Annotated in this window: 16 protein-coding genes and 1 pseudogene; 6 read left to right on the top strand and 11 right to left on the bottom strand. The window is 72.9% G+C overall.

Translation table 11 applies throughout. The features are described 5' to 3' along the window. Nucleotides 1-178 precede the first annotated feature (178 nt). Entirely contained in the window at nucleotides 179-1432 is a 1254-nt protein-coding gene (locus O7626_RS28675) for a phosphatidylserine decarboxylase (protein WP_278064183.1), read from the top strand. A 147-nt stretch (nucleotides 1433-1579) separates the two neighbouring features. Here O7626_RS28675 and O7626_RS28680 read toward each other — a convergent pair whose 3' ends face one another. From O7626_RS28680 to O7626_RS28690, 3 genes are all read right to left on the bottom strand, one after another. Then, nucleotides 1580-2515 carry a CDP-alcohol phosphatidyltransferase family protein gene (locus O7626_RS28680; protein ID WP_278066357.1) on the bottom strand — a complete coding sequence of 312 codons (936 nt, stop codon included), beginning with the start codon at nucleotides 2513-2515 and terminating at the stop codon, nucleotides 1580-1582. Between the two features lie 382 nt (nucleotides 2516-2897). Beyond that, nucleotides 2898-3875: an NUDIX domain-containing protein gene (locus O7626_RS28685; protein WP_278064184.1), complete on the bottom strand. Its 978-nt coding sequence runs from the start codon at nucleotides 3873-3875 to the stop codon at nucleotides 2898-2900. Between the two features lie 121 nt (nucleotides 3876-3996). After that, on the bottom strand, nucleotides 3997-4944 hold the full coding sequence (locus tag O7626_RS28690; RefSeq protein ID WP_278064185.1) for an NUDIX domain-containing protein: 948 nt from the start codon (nucleotides 4942-4944) through the stop codon (nucleotides 3997-3999). A gap of 167 nt (nucleotides 4945-5111) precedes the next feature. Between O7626_RS28690 and O7626_RS28695 the strand changes: the two genes are divergently transcribed. Next, entirely contained in the window at nucleotides 5112-5546 is a 435-nt protein-coding gene (locus tag O7626_RS28695; protein ID WP_278064186.1) for a PspC domain-containing protein, read from the top strand. A gap of 13 nt (nucleotides 5547-5559) precedes the next feature. On the opposite strand, the gene guaA is transcribed toward O7626_RS28695, so the two are convergent. Next, on the bottom strand, nucleotides 5560-7122 hold the full coding sequence (guaA, locus tag O7626_RS28700) for a glutamine-hydrolyzing GMP synthase (RefSeq protein WP_278064187.1): 1563 nt from the start codon (nucleotides 7120-7122) through the stop codon (nucleotides 5560-5562). A 126-nt stretch (nucleotides 7123-7248) separates the two neighbouring features. Beyond that, complete coding sequence (locus O7626_RS28705) at nucleotides 7249-9024, bottom strand: GMC family oxidoreductase (RefSeq protein WP_278064188.1); 1776 nt, start codon at nucleotides 9022-9024, stop codon at nucleotides 7249-7251. Between the two features lie 250 nt (nucleotides 9025-9274). Between O7626_RS28705 and O7626_RS28710 the strand changes: the two genes are divergently transcribed. Further along, a complete protein-coding gene (locus O7626_RS28710; protein ID WP_278066358.1) occupies nucleotides 9275-10369 on the top strand; it encodes an LCP family protein in 1095 nt (364 codons plus the stop codon). Nucleotides 10370-10591: 222 nt separating this feature from the next. Further along, entirely contained in the window at nucleotides 10592-11500 is a 909-nt protein-coding gene (locus O7626_RS28715; RefSeq protein ID WP_278064189.1) for a hypothetical protein, read from the top strand. 64 nt (nucleotides 11501-11564) lie between these two features. Here the strand turns inward: O7626_RS28715 and O7626_RS28720 are convergent, their stop codons facing one another. Genes O7626_RS28720 through guaB form a run of 3 tightly spaced genes read right to left on the bottom strand, consistent with a single transcriptional unit; the run spans nucleotide 11565 to nucleotide 15744 of the window. After that, nucleotides 11565-13052, bottom strand: a complete 1488-nt coding sequence (locus tag O7626_RS28720; protein WP_278064190.1) for a M1 family metallopeptidase — start codon at nucleotides 13050-13052, stop codon at nucleotides 11565-11567. A 32-nt stretch (nucleotides 13053-13084) separates the two neighbouring features. Then, nucleotides 13085-14203, bottom strand: coding sequence for a GuaB3 family IMP dehydrogenase-related protein (locus O7626_RS28725; RefSeq protein WP_278064191.1), 1119 nt, complete (start codon nucleotides 14201-14203; stop codon nucleotides 13085-13087). A 50-nt stretch (nucleotides 14204-14253) separates the two neighbouring features. Continuing rightward, the gene (guaB, locus tag O7626_RS28730; RefSeq protein ID WP_278066359.1) at nucleotides 14254-15744 is read right to left on the bottom strand and encodes an IMP dehydrogenase; all 1491 of its coding nucleotides are present in this window, start codon (nucleotides 15742-15744) and stop codon (nucleotides 14254-14256) included. Nucleotides 15745-16095: 351 nt separating this feature from the next. Here guaB and O7626_RS28735 point away from each other — a divergent pair, with 351 nt between their 5' ends. Further along, on the top strand, nucleotides 16096-16515 hold the full coding sequence (locus tag O7626_RS28735) for a DUF5319 domain-containing protein (RefSeq protein ID WP_278064192.1): 420 nt from the start codon (nucleotides 16096-16098) through the stop codon (nucleotides 16513-16515). 76 nt (nucleotides 16516-16591) lie between these two features. Here O7626_RS28735 and O7626_RS41590 read toward each other — a convergent pair whose 3' ends face one another. Together O7626_RS41590 and O7626_RS28745 are read right to left on the bottom strand one after the other, a co-directional pair. After that, nucleotides 16592-17299, bottom strand: a complete 708-nt coding sequence (locus O7626_RS41590; protein ID WP_347404871.1) for a LuxR C-terminal-related transcriptional regulator — start codon at nucleotides 17297-17299, stop codon at nucleotides 16592-16594. Continuing rightward, nucleotides 17273-17629, bottom strand: a pseudogene (locus tag O7626_RS28745) (helix-turn-helix transcriptional regulator); the annotation flags it as partial. The gene O7626_RS41590 and the pseudogene O7626_RS28745, both read right to left, overlap by 27 nt. A 253-nt stretch (nucleotides 17630-17882) precedes the next feature. On the opposite strand from O7626_RS28745, the gene O7626_RS28750 reads away from it, so the two are divergent. Then, nucleotides 17883-18263, top strand: a complete 381-nt coding sequence (locus tag O7626_RS28750) for a WhiB family transcriptional regulator (RefSeq protein ID WP_278064193.1) — start codon at nucleotides 17883-17885, stop codon at nucleotides 18261-18263. 266 nt (nucleotides 18264-18529) lie between these two features. Here O7626_RS28750 and O7626_RS28755 read toward each other — a convergent pair whose 3' ends face one another. Then, the gene (locus O7626_RS28755; protein WP_278066360.1) at nucleotides 18530-20059 is read right to left on the bottom strand and encodes a molybdopterin-dependent oxidoreductase; all 1530 of its coding nucleotides are present in this window, start codon (nucleotides 20057-20059) and stop codon (nucleotides 18530-18532) included. Between the last annotated feature and the right edge of the window lie 13 nt (nucleotides 20060-20072).

Genomic DNA, 20072 nt, shown 5'->3' on the forward strand with positions numbered 1-20072 from the left:
GACTCGGTCAGGCCGTGCCTAAACTGGCCGGCGGAGGTTCGCACCTCCGCCGGCCGGTGGCGTACCGGCGGTGCGTGAAACCGCTCACCGCGTACCCCACGGTGCGGCTCCGCCCACCGCGTAGCCCGCGCCGTCGTCGGCAGCCGCCCGTCCTGACCTCGCGAGGAGCCCGCCCGAGATGACCCAGTCCCCCGCCGTATGCGCCACCGGCCCAGGCCGCCCGGTCCGCGTCGGCGAGCGCGCCGCCCGCGTCCTGACCACCGAGATGTCCCGGCACCAGGGCCCGAAGACCACCCTGCTGGTCGGGGGCACCACCGACTCGTCCGTACTGGCCGCCGCGGCCGACGCGCTGCTCCCCGGCGACGTACTCACCGTGGTGCCGGCGGACGCGCTCGCCGCCGACGAGCTCCGGGAGCACGTCACGGCCCTGGGGCAGTGGACCGCCCAGCGGGTACGGGTGGTCGACTCGCTGGCCGAAGCGGACACGGCGGACGTGGTGATCGCCGCGGAACCGCTGACCGGCAGCGCCGAGGAGACCCGGTCGGCGCTGAACGGCCTCGCCAAGTACCTGACCGACGGCGGGGTGCTCAGCGTGCTGGTGCCCGCACTGCCCGGTCGGGCCGCCGGGGCGGTGGGTGAACTCGAACGGCAGAGCGCACTGTTCGGCGTCGGCACCGATCTCGTACTGGTCAACCAGCCTCCGGTGCGGGCACACCGGCTCCGGTTCACCCCGGCCGACGTTTCGGTGGCGGCCCGGCTGGCGCCCGCGCACCGCACGTCGAGCGTCCGGCTCACCCAGCGGATGCACATCGACTCCAACGGGGTCGCGGCGGCCGGTATCGCGCTGGGGCTGGCCGCGCTCACCCGGGCCACCCGGCCGAAGTCCCGGCTCTGGCTGGTGCCCGCGCTGGCCGCCGGCCCGGTCGCGGCGTTCTTCCGGGACCCCGAGCGGGACGTCCCGGACGACGAGTCCGCCGTCGTCGCCGCCGCCGACGGCCAGGTGCTCTCCGTGCAGCGGCTCCGGGACGAGCGGTTCGGCGACGGCGAGTTCCTGCGGGTCGCGGTCTTCCTCTCCGTACTCGACGTGCACGTCAACCGCTCGCCGGTGGCCGGCAAGGTGGTGGACTACTTCGTCGCCGACGGAGGTTTCGCGGCGGCGATGAAACCGGACGCGGAGCACAACGTGGCCGCGTACACGGTGCTCGACACCGACCGCGGCACGGTGGTGGTGGCCCAGCGGACCGGCCTGATCGCCCGGCGGATCGTGCAGCGGGCGCCGGTCGGCGCGCTGCTGGCCCGGGGCGAACGGTTCGGCCTGATCCGGTTCGGTTCGCGGACCGACGTCTACCTGCCCGCCGATGCCGCCGAGCCGGTGGTCGGGCCGGGCGAACGTGTCATCGGCGGAAGCTCCGTGATCGCCCGCTGGCGCTGACCGGAAACGCGGACCGCCCGCCGCCGGCGACGGGATCGTCGCCGGCGGCGGGCGGGTACGCCTGGGTCGCCAGTCGCTGCGGCGCTGCCGGGTCTGGCCAGGTCAGACGCTGCCAGGTCTGGTCAGGCGGTGCCGGGTCAGGTCAGGTCAGGCGGTGCGGCGTTGGCGCCACCAGAGCAGTGGCCCGCTGACCAGGTAGCCGACCACCAGGAGCGCGAAGGTGAGCCGGATGTCGACCAGGGCACCGATCACCGGAGCCAGCCACAGCCACGGCGGCAGCTTGATCAGACGGGCCAGCTTGGCGTACGGGAAGCTGGAGACCATCGCGAAGGCGAGCAGCCCCACGCCGGCCACCTGCACCTCGCCGGAGACCGGCAGCCCGATCAGCACCGCCAGGGCGAGCACCGCCGCGGCCATCGTGGTCGGCACGCCGCAGAAGAACCGCCCGTCCTTGGGCGAGACGTTGAACCGGGCCAACCGGATCGCCGCGCAGGCCGCGACGAGCGCGCAGGCCACCGCAGCGGCGGCGGTGGAGACCGAGCCCACCAGGGAGGCGTAGACCACCACGGGGGCGGCCAGGCCGAACGAGCACATGTCGGCCAGCGAGTCCATCTGGGCACCGAACGGGCTGGCCACGCCCATCCTGCGGGCCAGCGCACCGTCGAGGCCGTCGAACGCCACGCAGGCGATCAGGCAGTACGCCGCGACGCGCACGTCGCCCTGCATCGCCTGGAAGATGGCGAGCAGTCCGAGGGTCAGGCTGGCCACGGTGCAGGCGTTGACCACGGCGAACTTGACCCGGCGGGCCATGGTCCGCTCGCCGGGCAGCAGCGGGATCGCCATCGGCGGGTTGGCGGCGTCGACCGGGTCGGTCGGGCCGACGGCCGGACTCACCGGTACGACCGCCTCGATCTCGGCGGCGGTCAGCCGGTCGACGCCGTACGGGTCGAGCCGAGCGCGGTCCGCGGGGTAGCGGCGGTCTGGCAACACGAGGGCACTGGAGCCGGCGTCGTCAAGGTGGTGATCCCGGCGTCCCACCCGGACCAGCAACACCTGCCGGGCGAACGCGCCGCTGCGACGCAGCTGCCCCGCCCAGCGGCGCCCTGCCGGGCGCGGGCTGTCCGACGTACGACGCCGACGCCATGGGGCTCTCGGCACGTTTCCTCCATCACCGGGTCAACTTGTCCGCCACCGTGGCGGCACCCCCCTAGCGCCATCGGGCACCCGGGACTCCTTGGCCGGCAACCCGATTGCGGCCTACACCATCGCACAGACGGCAGGGGTTGGCGATAGCCGTCCGAGGGGTATTCCTCCCAAACCCACCCGCGGCACTCAGACCTCCCCATCCGGGACGCTATCCCGGGCTGGCACACTGTTCGGCGCTGCTGCCAACTCTAGCCGAACCAGTCACCACCATCGTTCCGGGAGAGATTCCCGCATCCCGCGCCGACGCCGACCGGAGCGCTCAGAGCAGCGACAGCGCGGCGTCCACCACCTCGGTACGCGGCAGCTGCGCCACGTCGGCCGGGGAGAACCAGCCGGCGGTGTCGGTCGACCCACCTGTGGCCTCGACCACCCTCGCCTCGGTGGGCGCGTCGACCTCGACCCGGTAGATCGCCCGCACCCCGTGCCAGTCCAGCGGCCGGCCCTCCGGACCGAACTCGCGGGTGTTGTGCCGGTGCGACAGGTGCAGCAGACCGGTCACCCGGCCGAGCTGCCCGGTCTCCTCGACCAGTTCCCGGAGCAGCGCGCTGACCGGCTGCTCGCCGTGGTCGGTGCCGCCGCCGGGCAGGTGCCACCGGCCGGCACCGGGAAACCCGGTCGCGATCCGGGTCAGCAGGATCCGCCCGGCGGGATCGGTGGCCAGCCCGTACGCCGCGAACCGCTGGTACCGGTCGACCGGTCCGACCCGCACGACCCCCTCCGGCACGGCCCCGTCCCGCTTCCCCGCCGAGGAACCGGCGTCCCGAAATGCCGGAGAACCGGCGTCCTGAGGTGTCGGGAGGGTGCTCTCCGGCAGCGGGTCCGCCGGGCGGCCGAGCAGCTCGGCGGTGAACGGCATCAGGACCAGTCCGGCGAGTTCCTCGGGGGCGAGCCAGGCCACCCGGTCGGTGCCGCCGTGCGGCTCGGCCCGGAGCGTCCCGCCGGTCGGCTCGACGTCGTAGACGACCCGGTCGGTGTGCTCGGCCACCGGCCCACCGTCCGCGCTGAGCCGGATCACGTCGGCGAGTACCGCGCGCAGCCCGGTCACCGCGACGGCCAGCCCGGTCTCCTCGGCGAACTCGCGGTGCACCGCCACCCTCGGGTGCTCCCCGTGTGCGACGTCTCCGCCCGGGAGCTGCCAGACGCCGGGAAATGGTCCGGCCGCGGACCCCCGGACGAGCAGCACCCGCTCACCGTCCCGACAGAGCCCGTACGCCCCGATCCGCCGTCGCCGTCGCACCGCCGCCCCCTTCCCCGCGCCGCACCGATCATGCCGGCCCGCCCGGCACCCGACACATCCAGGGTGGAACCGGAAGACAGGCCGGCGTTCCCCACGACAGGGCGGCGCTCGCGGGCGGCGATCAGCCCAGCCGGGCCGCCTGGACCGCCTCGGCGGTCACCTCGGTCAGCCGGTCGACCGGCAGCGCCTCCAACTCCTCCCGGCCGAACCAGCGCGCCTCGGAGGTGGAGCCGCCGACGTCACCGACCGTCGGCGGGGCGGGCGAGTCGACCATCACCCGGTAGAAGGCGCGCACGCCGTGCCAGTCGATCGGATAGCCCTCCGGGCCGAGCGAGGCGGCGTCCCGGTGGCTCGCCACCCCGATCAACTCGATCAGCCGGCCGCGCTGCCCGGTCTCCTCGACGAGTTCCCGGATCAGTGCCGCGCCCGGCTGCTCGCCGTAGTCGGTGCCGCCACCGGGCAGGTGCCAGCAGCCCGCTCCCGGGTAGCCGTCGGCGACCCGGGTCAGCAGCACCCGGCCGTCCGGGTCGGTGGCGACCGCGTACGCCGCGAACCGCTGCGCCCGGTGCAACCCGTCCGGCCCTGGTACGGCGTGGAAGGAGGGGAAGTCGGGCGCCTCCTCCGGACAGAGGTCGATCGGCCCGCTGGGCAGTCCCAGAGCGCGTGCGGTGAACGGCCGCAGCAGCACTTTCTCCGCCTCCGCCAGGGTGTGCCAGCGGGCCAGGTCGGTCGGCTGGCCCACCCGGTCGCAGAGCGTGCCGCCACGCACGGAGACCTGGTAGAGCAGGCGGTCGGTGTGGATCGTGACGCCACGGTGCGGCAGCGATCTCATGTCGGCGAGCACGTCGTGCAGGCCGACGACGGAGACGGAGAGTCCGGTCTCGGCGGCGGTCTCGCGGACCACCGTGTGGTTGGGGTCCTCGCCGTGGTCGACGGCGCCGCCGGGCAGCGACCAGACGCCGGGCGTTCCGGACTTCGAGGAGGCCCGGACCAGGAGCACCCGATCAGTTGGATCGGTGCAGATCGCGTAAGCGGCGATCTTGCGGATCGGTTCCAGCGCGGGGGTCACAGGACCAAATTCTCCCTCGATCATCCGACCCGACCATGAAAAGAGTCGGATTCCTGACAGTCCGCCCTGTCCGTGATCCGGTGGTGGAGCACCGTCAGGGGAGGGTCAGGGTCGCTATCCGGGCGGTCACCGAGGACGGTACGGCTCTCGGGGCGGACCGTGGAGACATGACGCAGATACCGCTCAGCCAGCCCCCGTACAAGCAGCTCCGCCGCCCGACCACGGACCGGATGATCGCCGGTGTGGCCAGCGGGCTCGGCCGCTACTTCAACGTCGACCCGACCCTGGTCCGGGTGGTGTTCGCCGCGATCGCGGTCTTCACCGGCGGGCTCGGCCTGCTGGCGTACCCGGTGCTCTGGTTCCTGATGCCGGAGGAGCCGGCCGACGCGCCCGCCTGGCCGCACCCACCGGGCACCGGCCCGGTCTGGCCGCCGACCTGGGCCACCCGCTCGCCCGGCACCCCTGCCCCGCCACCGCCCGGCACCCCTGCCCCGCCACCGCCCGGCGCACCCGCTGGGACGACGGGTACCTCACAGCCGCGCGGGGACGGGCCGGCGGAGGTGCTGGAGAACCCGCCGACGGAGCCGCGCTACCCGGCGTGAACCGGGCCCACGGTCACTCCCACTCGATGGTGCCCGGTGGCTTGCTCGTCACGTCGAGCACCACCCGGTTGACCTCGGCAACCTCGTTGGTGATCCGGGTGGAGATCCGGGCGATCACGTCGTACGGCAGCCTGGACCAGTCCGCCGTCATGGCGTCGGAACTCGACACCGGCCGGAGTACCACCGGATGTCCGTAACTGCGTCCGTCACCCTGCACCCCGACACTGCGTACGTCGGCGAGCAGCACCACCGGGAACTGCCAGACGTCCCTGTCGAGGCCGGCGGCGGTGAGTTCCTCCCGGGCGATCAGGTCGGCCTCCCGGAGCAGGTCTAGCCGCTGCCGGTCCACCGCCCCGATGATCCGGATCGCCAGCCCGGGGCCGGGGAACGGGTGCCGCCAGACCATCGCCTCGGGCAGGCCGAGCGCCAGACCCAGCTGGCGTACCTCGTCCTTGAAGAGCGTGCGCAGCGGCTCGACCAGCGCGAACTTCAGGTCCTCCGGCAGGCCGCCGACGTTGTGGTGTGACTTGATGTTGGCGGTGCCGCTGCCGCCGCCGGACTCCACCACGTCGGGGTAGAGGGTCCCCTGCACCAGGAACTCCACGTCACCGCTCGCGGCGACCTCCCGGGCCGCCGCCTCGAAGACCCGGATGAACTCCCGACCGATGATCTTGCGCTTCTGCTCCGGGTCGGTCACCCCGGCCAGCGCGTCGAGAAACCGGTCGGCCGCGTCGACCACCTTGAGCTTGATCCCGGTGGCCGCGACGTAGTCGGACTCCACCTGCTCGGCCTCGCCGGCCCGGAGCAGGCCATGGTCGACGAAGACGCAGGTGAGCTGGTCGCCGACGGCCTGGTGCACGAGCGCGGCGGCGACCGCCGAGTCGACGCCGCCGGAGAGCCCGCAGATGACCTCCTTGTCGCCGACCCGGGCGCGGATCTCGGCGATCTGGTCGGAGATGATGTTCTCCGGCGTCCAGGTCGGCTCGATCCCGGCCACGTCGTAGAGGAAGCACTCCAGCATCCGCTGGCCGTGCTCGGTGTGCCCCACCTCCGGGTGGAACTGGGTGCCGACCCGCCGTCCGGCGAGATCCTCGAACGCCGCCACCGGAGCACCGGGCGACTCGGCGGTCACGGTGAACCCGTCCGGCGCCTCCGTCACACAGTCACCGTGGCTCATCCAGACCGACATCTCGGCCGGCAGGTCGCGGAGCAGGGCGGTCGCGGCGGTCGCGTCGGGCCTGGCCCGCAGCACGGTGCCGCCGTACTCCCGGCCGCCGGTGTGCGCCACCGTGCCGCCGAGGGCCCGGGCCATCGCCTGGAAGCCGTAGCAGATGCCGAAGACCGGCACGCCGCTGTCGAAGAGCTTGCCGTCGACCTGCGGGGCACCCGGCGCGTAGACGCTGGCCGGGCCGCCGGAGAGGATGATCGCGGCCGGATCCCTGGCCAGCATCTCGGCCACCGGCATCGAGTGCGGGACGATCTCCGAGTAGACCCGGGCCTCGCGGACCCGGCGGGCGATGAGCTGGGCGTACTGGGCTCCGAAGTCCACCACCAGGACCGGGCGCGGCGTGTTCATGTGTACGAAGCCTACCCAGCCCCGACCGATAGCCAGAACCCGCCGCCACCGCACCACGCCCCGCCGGGGATGAGGTGTAAGGAGGGGGCCCTTCATATACAAAAAACGATAAGCGGGGGCCCTTCCTTACACCCAGCGCAGCGCGCCTGGAGCGTCTGCCGGCACCGCCGGGCAGCGCGGCGGTGCCGGTGGAATCCGGGCGTACGGCGCGCCGAGTGGCGGTCGGGGATCCGGGTCACCCCGGTTCGGCCAGTACGAGATGGCACGTTCCGCCTGGGCCGCGATGGTCAGCGACGGGTTCACCCCCAGGTTGGCCGAGACCGCCGCCCCGTCCACCACGTGCAGCCCCGGGTGCCCGAAGACCCGGTGGTACGGGTCGACCACCCCGTCGGCGGCGCTGGCCCCGATCACCGCACCGCCGAGCAGGTGTGCGGTGACCGGCATGTCGAACGGCTCGGTCACCGACCCGCCGGGGATCCCGCCGAGCTGCTCGGCGAGCAGCCGGACCGCCCGGTTGCCGACCGGGATCCAGGTGGGGTTGGCGGCGCCGTGCCCGGCGGTGCTGACCAGCCGGCTCCGACCCAGCCGCCCGCGCCGGTGCCGCACCGTGAGGGAGTTGTCCAGCGACTGCATGACGAGCGCGATCACGGTACGCCGGGACCAGTCCCGGACCGAGAGCAGTTGCAGGTAGGTCAGCGGTCGCCGGGCCAGCGTGCCGAGCCAGCGCCGGACCCGGTGCGGACCGCCGTCGACCAGGGCGGACTGGAGCAGCCCCATCGCGTTGGCGCCCCGGCCGTAGCGCACCGGCTCGACGTGGGTGGCCGGGTCGGGGTGGAAGGAGCTGGTGATCGCCACCCCTTCGGTGAAGTCGACGCCGGCCCGGTCGGCGCTGCGCAGCGGCACGGTGGCGCCGAGGATCGCCTCCGAGTTGGTCCGGGTCAGGGTGCCGAGCCGGGGCGACAGGTGCGGCAGCGCCCCGTCGGCGCGCATCCGGTGCAGCAGCCGCTGGGTCTGCAACGCGCCGGCCGCGAGGACCACCTGACCGGCCCGGATGCGGCGGCGGTGCCGGACCGGCCAGGCTCCGGTGCGTACCGTCTCGATCTCGTAACCGGTGCCCGACGGCGCTGGCCGGACCGCGGTCACCGTGGTCAGCGGCCGGACCTCGGCGCCGAGCCGCTCGGCCAGCCAGAGGTAGTTCTTGACCAGGCTGTTCTTGGCGCCGTGCCGGCAACCGGTCATGCAGGCGCCGCAGTGCAGGCAGCCGGTGCGTTCCGGCCCCGCCCCGCCGAAGTAGGGGTCGGGGACCCGCTGTCCCGGCCGGCCGAGATAGACGCCGACCGGGGTGGCCCGGAAGGTGTGCCCGACCCCCATCCGGTCGGCCACCGCCCGCATCGCCCGGTCCGCGCCGGTCTCCCGCGGGTACGTCGTGACGCCGAGCATCCGTTTCGCCTGGTCGTAGTGGGGGGCGAGTTCAGCCCGCCAGTCGGTTATCCCCTTCCACTGTGGATCGTCGTAGAACGCGGGCGGCGGCTCGTAGAGGGTGTTGGCATAGACGAGCGAGCCGCCGCCGACACCCGCACCGGAGAGGACCAGCACCTTCGCCGGGGCCGCGCCGCCGCCCTGTCGCCTGGCGGCTCGGCGGCCGGCGGAGCGGAGCAGGGTGATCCGCTGGATGCCGTAGCAGCCCAGGGCGGGCGCCCAGAGGAAGCGGCGGATCCGCCAGGAGGTCTCCGGCAACTCGTGGTCGGCGAACCGCCGCCCGGCCTCCAGGACGGCGACCGAGTAGCCCTTCTCGGCCAGCCGCAGCGCCGCCACACTGCCGCCGAAGCCGGAACCGACCACGACGACGTCGAAGTCGACATCGGCGGCGGGGGTGGGGGTGGGGGTGGGCGGTCGTGCCATGTCGGCCATCATTACCGACGAGTAGCTATCGCACCAGGGTGCGACTGCGCCATCATTTCCTGCTGCCGCGCTCACGGCGGTGCAACGTCGGCGGGCCGACGATGCGTCTGTTAATTACGGCCGGTCCTGGCAGACCGCACGGCCGAGGGGAAGTGGACGCGTGGCAGACAGCGGGGAAAAGCCCGACGGCGTACCCGGGAACGGCGGCGAGCCGGTACCCGGCGAAGGCGGCCGGCCCGGACGGCGGCGGATCGTCTGGGTCGCCGCGATCGTCGCGGTGGCGGTGCTGCTGGCCGGCACGGCGTACGCGGCCAACCGGTTCTGGGGCGGCGGCGGGGACCCACCCCCGGCGGCGGGGCCCGGCACGCCGGCACCGACCACGGCGGCACCGACGCCGACGCCGAGCCCGACCCCGGAACCCGGCGCCGACATCAAGGGGCCGCTCAACCTGCTGCTGGTCGGCGTCGACACCCGGATCAGCAAGCCGGGCTGGGAGCCGCACGCCGACGCGGTACTGATCCTGCACGTCACGAAGGAACTCGACCGGGCCTACCTGTTCGCGCTCCCCCGCGACCTGGTGGCCGACATCCCGCGCTTCCCGAAGGCGAAGTTTCCCGGCGAGCGCACCAAGCTGACCCACGCGATGAGCTACGGCAGCCGGGTGCCGGGCAAGAAGAAGCAGCCGAACACCGCGCAGGGTTTCGAACTGCTCTCCGCGACCGTCAGCGCGTACACCGGGATCAAGCGGTTCGACGCGGGTGCCGTACTCACCTTCGGCGGCTTCGACAACCTGGTCGACGCACTCGGCGGGGTACGGCTCTACGTCGACCAGCGGGTCGTCTCGCAGCACCGGGAACCGGACGGTACGCACCGCGCGCTGCGCGGCGGCGGGTACGTCGGGCCGCAGATGGTCTACGAGAAGGGGCGCCGGAACTTCAACGGCTGGCAGGCGCTGGACTACGCCCGGCAGCGTTACACCAGCGGCGGGGCGTACACCCGGCAGCGGCACCAGCAGCAGCTCATCAAGGCGATGCTGGCGAAGATCCTCAGTCAGGACCTGGCCCGGGACCCCGACCGGGTCCGCCAGGTGGTCCGCAGGCTCGGCGACGCCCTGACCTTCGTCAGCGGCGGTAGCTCGGACGTCGTCGACTTCGGGTACGCGCTCAGCCGGCTCCGCCCCGAGACGATGACCCTGGTCGCGCTCCCCGGCAGCGGGGTGGGCCGGGGCGGCTCCTACCGGGGCGAACAGCTCACCTCGGTCGGCAGGAAGTTCATCACCGAGTTGCGCGCCGGCCGAGCCGACGCCTACCTGACGGCCAACCCGAAACTCGTCGTCAAGACCTGACCACCCGTACGGAGGGCACTCCGTGCGACGGTTTCCGGTGGTCTTCTGTGGCGGGTACGGATAACGCTTCGCGGGCACTTCGGTGGTCTCGTCGTCGTCTTGACCGTCCCTGGGTCGAGCAATAGCCTGCACTCGATGATCTCCGGGGCATCCGGCCTCGGGTCGTCGACGACGGGGAGGAACAGCGTGCGATTCGGTAAACGACTGACCTTGTTGGTCGCGATGGTTAGTGGTCTTCTGGTCCTGTCCGGAAATCCAGCACAGGCCGCCTATTACAACATCTACAGCGACATAGCCAGCACGCCCAACACCAGCTGCTGCACCGGGGCGCAGGGCTTCGCCGCCGGATCCACCTACCTCTACTCCATCAAGAACCGCACCAACTACGACGACACCTCCGTCATCTACCGGGTGCACAAGACCAGCGGTGCGCGGGTGCTGATGACGAACGGCACGAACGGCGGGACGACGAACCCGTGGCTCGGGCACGGGAACGACATGACGATCGTCGACATCGACGGGCAGCACCACCTGTTCGTCGTCACCATGAAGGACAGCGGCGCGCAGCTCGTGAAGCTCCGCTACGACGGCACGACCTACTATCACGCCGGGTCCTACCAGTTGCGGCTCAACGGGGCCGTGGCGACGCCGTCCGGGATCAGCCGGGTCTCGGTCAGCAGCACCACGATCGCGTTCATGTTCAAGAGCGGCCGGACGGTCTACAACGGCAGTCTCCCGCTGCGCGCCTCCGCCGGGACCATCGAGCTGACGACCGCGTTCACCCTCCAGGTCGACGGCGCCCTCGTCAACGGCGCCACGGTGCCGGACCTGAACACCTTCACCAACCAGGGGTTCTTCTACGACGCGTCGAAGCGGGTCCTCTACTACCCGCTGACGAAGGCCAACCGCAGCATCGTGCTGGTCTACCGGAACGTGTTGCCGACGACGACCGGGACGGCACCCGCCGCCACCGACCTCTCCTTCCGGATCACGTCCTCGAAATACTCGACGCTGTTCGAGATCGAAGGCGTGGGAATCAGCGACGGCAAACTGTACTTCAACACGAACCGGGCGAACGCGGACGGCTCGTTCGACGGGGTCCACGTGTTCAACGACTACGTCGCCGCCTAGCGCGACAACGGGCGGAAATTGCCGTGGCCCGGCGATCGGGCCACAGCGGTTTCCGCCCGGTCGATCAGGGCATCGGCGGTGCCGTGGAGCCGGAGAGCCAGTCGTCGAAAAACTGGCGCAGTTTCTTACCGGAAATCCGTTCGGCATGCGCGACGAAATCGTCGGTTGTCGCGTTCCCGTTGCGCCGCTCCGCCGTCCAGGTGGTCAGGATCCGGAAGAACGCCTCGTCGCCGACCGTACGCCGCAGCGCGTGCACGGCCAGCGCGCCGCGCTTGTAGACCGCCCGGCTGAAGATCTGCGTCCGGCCCGGATCCAGCGCCGGTGCCGCCCAGTCGGTGCCGGCGTAGACCCGCTCGAACATCTCCTGCGCGCTCGGGCCGCCGTCGTGTTCGGTCCAGAGCCACTCGGCATAGCTGGCGAAGCCCTCGTTGAGCCAGAGGTCGCTCCAGCGCCGGATCGAGACGCTGTTCCCGAACCACTGGTGGGCCAGCTCGTGCGCCACCACCTCCAGGTCCGGGCCGCCGGAGAAGAACGCCGGGCCGTACACCGGGCGGGACTGGGTCTCCAGGGCGTACCCGATCCGTTCCTCGGCGATCGCGATCCCGCCGTACGCCTCGAACGGGTACGGGCCGAACCGGGTGGCCAGGAAGTCGGCGATCTCGCCAGTGCGGGCCAGTGACTGCTCGGCCGGGCCGCCGGCCGGCAGGCTCGCCGCGATCGCGGTGACAATCGGCCTGCCGGCGTGCGTACCGGTGCTGACCCGGTAGTTCCCGATCACCAGGGTGACCAGGTAGCTGGCCATCGGCACCCGTTCCGCCCAGCGCCAGGTGGTCCAGCCGGCGTCGGTACTGCGGCCGTCCGGTACGCCGTTGCTCAGCGCCGCCAGCCCCTCCGGCACGGTGGCCTCGATCTGGTACGTCGCCTTGTCCTGCGGATGGTCGTTGACCGGGAACCAGGTGCTCGCCGACTCCGGCTGGCCGAGCGCGATCGCGCCGTCCGAGGTGTGCAGCAGGCCGCCGTTGCCCAGTTCGGGGCTGGTGATCGGGGCCGGCTTGCCGGAGTAGCGCACCCGTACCCCGAATTGCCTGCCCTTGCCGAGGCCGGTCGCCGGGGTGACCACCAGTTCGTCCTCGGTCCGGGCGTGTCCGGCGTCGACCCCGTCCACCTGCACCGACGCCACGGTCAGCCCGGCCAGGTCGAGGTTGAACCGGGATAGCTCCTGGGTCGCGGTCGCCTCGATCGTGGCGTCGCCGGTCAGCTCGTCGGTGGCCGGGTCGTACCGGACCTTGAGGCGGTAGCCGGCGACGTCGTAGCCGCCGTTGCCGTAGGTCGGGAAGTACGGGTCGCCGACCCCGGGCGCCCCGGGGCGGAAACCGGCGGTCGCCGGCCGGTCGTCCCGGCGGAAGCCGGTGCAACCGCCGGTCGAGACCAGCACCAGCAGGATCGCCGACAACGCCGCCAGCAGTGCCGGCAGTATGCCGGCCGGCGCCGGCCGCGCACGGACCGGGCCGCCGTCGTCGCCGGTCGGGCGGTGGCCCGACGACCTCTCCATCACGCCTCCGCGGTCACGGTGGCGGCCACCGGTCACCGGTCGAGGACGAGCCCGACCTTCTGGAACTCCTTCAGGTCCCGGTAGCCGCATTTCGCCATCGCCCGGCGCAGCCCGCCGAACAGGTTGAGTTGCCCCTCCGGGTCGTCCGACGGCCCGAAGAGCAGCTTCTCCATCGAGCCGAGCGGCTCGTCGGCCACCCCGTACGCCCCGCGCGGCAGCTTGGGGTGGCTGGCCGCCGGATGCCACCAGGCGCCGCCGGCCGGTGCCTCGGCGCAGAGCGAGAGCGGCTCGCCGAGCATCACCGCGTCGGCGCCGCAGCCGAGCGCCTTGGCGATGTCGCCGGAGGTCTGCAGGTCGCCGTCGGCGATCAGGTGCACGTACCGGCCGCCGGTCTCGTCGAGGTAGTCCCGGCGGGCCGCCGCCGCGTCGGCGATCGCGCTGGCCATCGGCACCCGGATGCCGAGCACCGACTCGGTGGTCGACCAGTCGTCACCGCCGAGCCCGACGATCACCCCGGCCGCGCCGGTGCGCATCAGGTGCAGCGCCGTCTTGTAGTCGGTGCAGCCACCGGCGACGACCGGCAGGTCGAGGTCGGCGATGAACTCCTTGAGATTCAGCGGCTCGTCGGTGGTGGAGACGTGCTCGGCCGAGACGATGGTGCCCTGGATCACCAGGATGTCCACCCCGGCGTCCAGGATCACCGGGGCCAGCGCCAGGGTGTGCTGCGGGGAGACCCGGACGGCGACCGTGCCGCCGCCCTCGCGCATCTGGCGTACCCGCTCGGCGATCAGCTCGGGGCGGATCGGTTCGGCGTACACCTCCTGGAGCCGGCGGGTGGCGGCGGAGCCCTCCTCCAGCCGGGACAGCTCCTCCAGGACCTTGCTCGGGTCCTCGTACCGGGTCCACAGGCCCTCGACGTTGAGCACCCCGAGCCCGCCGAGCCGGCCCAGCGCGACCGCCGAGGCGGGGCTCATGGTGGCGTCCGAGGGGTGCCCGACGCAGGGGATCCCGAACTGGTACGCGTCGAGCTGCCAGGCCGTGGAGACGTCGTCCACGTCCCGGGTACGCCGGCTCGGCACGATCGCGATGTCGTCCAGGTGGTAGCCGCGCTGTGCGGTCTTGCCCAGCCCGATCTCGACCACGTCACGCATGGGTCACTCCAGAGTAGAAAAAGGGGGTGGTGGCGGGAAGGCGGCGACCGTCAGCGGGTGTGGTAGTTCGGCGCCTCGACCGTCATCTGGATGTCGTGCGGGTGGCTTTCCTTCAGGCCGGCGGCGGTGATCCGGATCAGCTGGCCCCGGCGGTGCAGCTCGGGGATGGTCTCCGCGCCGACGTACCCCATCGCCAGCCGCAGGCCGCCGATGAGCTGGTGGGCGACCCGGGCCAGCGGGCCGCGGTAGGGCACCTGCCCCTCGACGCCCTCCGGCACCAGCTTCTCCTCGCTGGTCACGTCGTCCTGGAAGTAGCGGTCCTTGGAGTACGACCGGGCCTGTCCCCGGGACTGCATGGCGCCGAGCGACCCCATCCCCCGGTACGCCTTGAACTGCTTGCCGTTTATGAACATCAGCTCGCCGGGGCTCTCCTCGGAGCCGGCCAGCAGGCTGCCGAGCATCACGGTGTCGCCGCCGGCCACGAGCGCCTTGGCGATGTCGCCCGAGTATTGGATGCCGCCGTCGGCGATCACCGGCACCCCGGCCGGCCGGGCGGCCCGGGTCGCCTCCATGATCGCGGTGATCTGCGGCACGCCGACCCCGGCGACGATCCGGGTGGTGCAGATGGCACCCGGGCCGACCCCGACCTTCACCGCGTCGGCACCGGCCTCGACAAGTGCACTGGCCCCGGCGTAGGTCGCCACGTTGCCGCCGATCACGTCGACCGTGGTGTCCCGCTTGAGCCGGCCGACCATGTCCAGCACGGCCCGCTGGTGCCCGTGCGCGGTGTCCACGATCAGCACGTCGACCCCGGCGTCGACGAGCGCGCGGGCCCGCTTGTAGGCGTCCTCGCCGACCCCGACGGCGGCGGCCACCCGCAGCCGGCCGGCGCCGTCCTTGGTGGCCAGCGGGTACTGCTCGCTCTTGGCGAAGTCCTTGACGGTGATCAGCCCGCGCAGCCGCCCGTCCGGGTCGACGATCGGCAGCTTCTCGACCTTGTGCCGGCGGAGCAGGTCGAGCGCCTGCTCCTTGGTCACCCCGACCTCGGCGGTGACCAGCGGCATCCGGGTCATGATCTGCCGGACCGGAGTGTCGCCGTCGGTGACGAACCGCATGTCGCGGTTGGTCACGATGCCGACCAGGGTGCCCTGGGCGTCGGTCACCGGCACCCCGGAGATCCGGTAGCGCCCGCAGAGCGCGTCGACGTCCCGCAGCGTGTCGTCGGGGCCGCAGGTGACCGGGTGGGTGACCATGCCGGCCTCGGAGCGCTTCACCAGGTCGACCTGGAGCGCCTGGTCCTCGATCGAGAGGTTGCGGTGCAGTACGCCCATGCCGCCCTGCCGGGCCATCGCGATCGCCATCCGGGCCTCGGTCACCGTGTCCATCGGGCTGGAGACCAGCGGGATGGACAGCTCGACGTTGCGGCTGAGCCGGGTGATCGTGTTCACCCGGCTCGGGATGATCTCGGACTCACCGGGTTGCAGCAGCACGTCGTCGAAGGTCAACCCGAGCGGCACCACCCGGGCCGAACCGGCCGGCAGTTCGGGCAGGTGCCCCGCGAGCTGGTCGGCGTCGGTGGCCAGCGGAAGGTCGTTGGTGGGTCGGTTCTCCACGATGTGTCCCCTGCTGCTGTGGTTGACGGTGCGCTGCGGTTGACGGTCGACGACGATCACGGCCGACGCGGCGCGACCACCGCCGACGCGGGTCGCCTCGGCGCTGTGCTGGTCGGACAGGCTGCCTGGCGGCAGGGCGGTGTCAGGGCTCGCCCCGGGTACGGCGCGATGGTTCATCGTACCCATCCGTGCCGGGTGGGCGTCGCGGGCGCGGGGATGGCGCGGTACAGGCGAGGAACGGGTGACCACGCCGGGCGGTGTTGGGACTACGGTGGAGGGGTGCACGAGGAGCCGATCGACCCGTTCAACGGTGACCCCGCCGATCCCTCCGCCGGCCTCGACGACCCGGGCGAGGAGGCCGACCTCGACCCGCTCAGCGAGGTCGAGCGACAGGACGTGCTCGAGGACCTCGCCGACCTGGAGATCTACCAGGCGCTGCTCGGTCCGGTCGGGGTACGCGGCCTCGTCATCGAGTGCGAGGACTGCCGGGAGCCGCACTACTTCGACTGGGACCTGCTCCGGGGCAACCTGCGGCACCTGCTCAACTCCGGCCGGCCCCGGGTGCACGAGCCGGCGTACGACCCCGACCCGGACCACTACGTCAGCTGGGAGTACGCCCGAGGCTACGCCGACGGGGTGCACGACACCCTGACCGAGACCGCCGAGGAGAACGACGGCGAGGCCGAGACGCCGCGCTGAGGTGTGAGGAAGGGCCCCCGCATATCGTTTTCTGTTGTAGCGGGGGCCCTTCCTTGCACTCCTTCGGCGGTGTCGGTCAGGCGACCAGGCCGGCGCGGAAGCCGGCCGCCACGGCGTGCGCCCGGTCCCGGGCGCCGAGCTTGCGGAACAGCCGCCGGGCGTGGGTCTTCACGGTGTCCTCGGAGACGAAGAGTTCCCGGCCGATCTCCGCGTTACTCTTCCCGTCCGCCATCCCGACCAGCACCTGCATCTCGCGCTCGGTAAGCACCGGCCGGCGCGGCGGCACGGGGCGGCCGGAGCCGTCGGCAGCGTCGGCGCCGCGCGGCTGCTGGCCGGCGACTCCACCGGGCCCGTCCGGGGCACCCTGCTCCGCCGGGTACGCCGGACCGGTGCCGCCCGGCTGAGCCGGCTCGGTCGGGGCGTTCGGGTCGTCACCGCGCTGGGCCGGCACCACCGCCGGCCCGGTCGGCTGCTCCCCGCCCGTCTCGCCGGTGCCGACCCGCGACTCCGGGTCGTCGCGGCGGCGTACCGTCGACTCGTCCGCCGCCGGGCGACCGCCGGGTCCGTCGTTTGCCGGACCCTCCGGTCGCGGCCCGGCCGGCGCCCGCACCGCGCTGCCCAGCCGCTGACCGGCGCCCGGGTGGCCCCCCGGGTCGCCGGGCTCACCGCCGCGCCCGGCGCCGACCGGGCCGCCCGCCTGGCCGCCGGTCAGCGCGCCGCCGGCCAGCGCGGCACCGCCCCGGCCGGATCTGCCGCCGAGCAGCAGGATCGCCTTGGCGACCACGCTCACCAGGTCATGGTCGCTGCCCTGGATCAGCCCCCGGGCGCCGGCCGCGATGGTCGCCGCGGCGACCCCGGGGTCCTCGGTGCCGAGCAGCAGGATCGCCGCTCCGGGTGACCGGGCCAGGACCCGCCGGGTGAAGCCGACGCTGTCCGGGCGGGTGAGCGCGGTGTCCGCGAGCACCACGTCCGCCGGCCGCTCGGCGAGCCGGAGCATGGCCTCGGGGTCGGACACCGCGGTACGGACCGCGGCGGCCAACCCCAGCCGGGCCGCCGCCGCCGCGACGTTCTGGGCCGCGAGCGGGGTCCGGACGCAGACAAGAACGGTGCGCACGGTGGTCTCCTCTCCGCAACGAGGAGACCACGCCAGCGAATGATCATGATGAGTTTCCCCGGATGAACCACAAACTTTTTGGACGATTCGCCGCACCGATCGGCTTCGTGGCCAGAAGTTCGCGATCAAGTACGTGTGAGCCGTCCGCGCCGGGGGTATCGGGACCCGTGGTCGGAACGGTGCGCCTGCGCGGCCCGCCGCCCGGATCCCGACCGGAGCGTTTCTCGCGGTGCCGCGCGGAAGGAGGGTGCTGATGTCGAACGTACGCAGGCTGCCTGGACCCATCGTCGACCTGTGGGAGTGGCAGCGGCTTGGCGCCTGCCGGGGCCGGGACAGCGCCCAGTTCTTCCACCCGGACGGTGAGCGGGGCTCGTCCCGCAACCGCCGGGAGGCCAATGCCAAGGCGGTCTGCGGAGCCTGCCCGGTTCGGGCCGAATGTGCCGCCCACGCGCTCGCCGTCCGCGAGCCGTACGGGGTGTGGGGTGGTTTCAGCGAGTCCGAGCGGCTCCGGCTGCTCGCCCTCGGCTGGGAGGACCTCGCCGACCGTCGAGGACACCGGGTGGACATCGCCCGGCTGGAGGCCCGGCTCGGGCAGCCCTTCCGTTCGACGGTGCCGATGCAGCGGTCGGCCTGACCGCGCCGGCGAACACCGCGACGTGCCGGCTGGCGCCGCCCCCTCCAGGGGGACGGCGCCGGCCGATTTCTGCGATCGATCAGGTGGTGGCGGGGTTGCTGGCGGCCGGGATGTCGGCACAGTCGCGCCGGTACAGCGCCAGGTCCGTACGCCCGTCACCGTCGTAGTCACCCGGGGCGGGAATGTCCGCACACCCGCCGTACCTGTGATCGGCGAACGATGCCGATCCGGGACGGCGCACCGGAACGGGACCGGCGCCCCGCTCCTCAGGCGACGGTGACCCGGACCGCGTGCCAACCGGTGGCGCCGTCGGGAGCGACCGGACGCGACTGGCCGGTCTGCACCGCACCGGTGGCGTCCGTCGCCCGCACCCGCAGGGTGTGCTCACCCGCAGTGGCGGTCCACCGCCAGGACCACTGCACCCAGGTGTCGGTCGAGGTCGCCGGGGCCAGCGTCGCCGGCTGCCAGTCGCCGTCGTCGACGCGTACCTCGACCTGCCGGATCCCCACGTGCTGCGCCCAGGCCACCCCGGCGACCGTGACCTCGCCGGCCGCCAGCCGCCGGCCCGCCCGGGGCGTGTCGATCCGCGACTGGGTCTTGATCGGCCCCCGCGCCGACCAGCCCCGGGGCACCCAGTACGCGTCGAAGTCGGCGAAACTGGTCAACTCCAGCTCCACCAGCCACTTGCAGGCCGAGACGTAGCCGTACAGGCCGGGCACCACCACCCGGACCGGGAAGCCGTGTTCGATCGGCAGCGGTTCGCCGTTCATCCCGACGGCCAGCATCGCGTCCCGGCCGTCGGTGAGCACCTCGGTCGGGCTGCCGCAGGTCCACCCGTCGGCGGAGCGGGCCACCACCTGGTCCGCCCCGGGCAGCGGCCCGGCCTCGGCTAGCAGCGGCCCGAGCGGCACGCCGAGCCAGCGGGCGTTGCCGATCAGGTCGCCGCCGACCTCGTTGGAGACGCAGGCGAGGGTGATGTGCCGTTCGACCATCGGCCGGGCGAGCAACTCGGCGTAGTCCAGGGTGATCGGTCGGCGTACCCGCCCGGAGATCCGCAACCGCCAGCGGTGCGGATCCACCCTCGGCACCACCAGGGCGGTGTCGATCCGATAGAAGTCCCGGTTCGGCGTCACGTACGGCGCCAACCCGGGCACCGCCAGTTCGGCGCCGGCCGGTAGCGGTGCCGCTGGGACGGCCGGGGCCGGCAACTCGATCGCCTCCCGGGCCGCCGAGACGTCCCGGCGGGTGGCGAGCCAGCGCCCGCCGAAGCCGCCGACCGCCGCCCCGCCGGTCGCGATCCCGACCGCGGTCAGGAACCGCCGTCGCGCGTACGCGTCCGGGCGGGCGGTGACAATCGGTGCGGCGGCGGCCCGGCCGAGCGGGCCGGCGACGAGAAGCCGCAGTACGCCGGCCGCCAACAGGGCCCCGACCAGCGAGGGCAGTACGGCCACCGGGCCGGCTCCGGGCCGGGTCGACGCGGCGAGTACGCCGACCGCGCCGAAGAGGGCGATCCCGGCGTACCCGAGGGGCAGCGAGCGGACCGCGACCAGCCCGACCAGTACGGCGAACCCGGCGAGCAGTACGGCGGTGCCGACCAGGAGGGCGATCTTGTCGTACACGTAGAAGAGGTCCACGGCGAACCGCTTGAGCGGGGCGGGCGCCAGGTCCACCACCGCACCGCCGACCGCGACCAGCGGTGCGGAACGGGCGCCGGTGAGCACCGCCACCGCCTCGGCCACGCCGACCGCGACGGCCGCCGCGGCCAATCCGGCCAGCGCGCCGAGCCGGCGGGGCAGTCTCCCGCCCCCG

Source organism: Micromonospora sp. WMMD1102 (assembly GCF_029626265.1).
Lineage (GTDB): Bacteria > Actinomycetota > Actinomycetes > Mycobacteriales > Micromonosporaceae > Plantactinospora.

What these genes read in the sequence shown, in the direction of transcription:
- O7626_RS28675 (WP_278064183.1), top strand. Translation starts at nt 179, where the DNA reads ATGACCCAGTCCCCCGCCGTATGCGCCACCGGCCCAGGCCGCCCGGTC.
- O7626_RS28695 (WP_278064186.1), top strand. Translation starts at nt 5,112, where the DNA reads ATGACGCAGATACCGCTCAGCCAGCCCCCGTACAAGCAGCTCCGCCGC.
- guaA (WP_278064187.1), bottom strand. Translation starts at nt 7,122, where the DNA reads ATGAACACGCCGCGCCCGGTCCTGGTGGTGGACTTCGGAGCCCAGTAC.
- O7626_RS28705 (WP_278064188.1), bottom strand. Translation starts at nt 9,024, where the DNA reads ATGGCACGACCGCCCACCCCCACCCCCACCCCCGCCGCCGATGTCGAC.
- O7626_RS28715 (WP_278064189.1), top strand. Translation starts at nt 10,592, where the DNA reads ATGGTTAGTGGTCTTCTGGTCCTGTCCGGAAATCCAGCACAGGCCGCC.
- O7626_RS28720 (WP_278064190.1), bottom strand. Translation starts at nt 13,052, where the DNA reads ATGGAGAGGTCGTCGGGCCACCGCCCGACCGGCGACGACGGCGGCCCG.
- O7626_RS28725 (WP_278064191.1), bottom strand. Translation starts at nt 14,203, where the DNA reads ATGCGTGACGTGGTCGAGATCGGGCTGGGCAAGACCGCACAGCGCGGC.
- O7626_RS28750 (WP_278064193.1), top strand. Translation starts at nt 17,883, where the DNA reads ATGTCGAACGTACGCAGGCTGCCTGGACCCATCGTCGACCTGTGGGAG.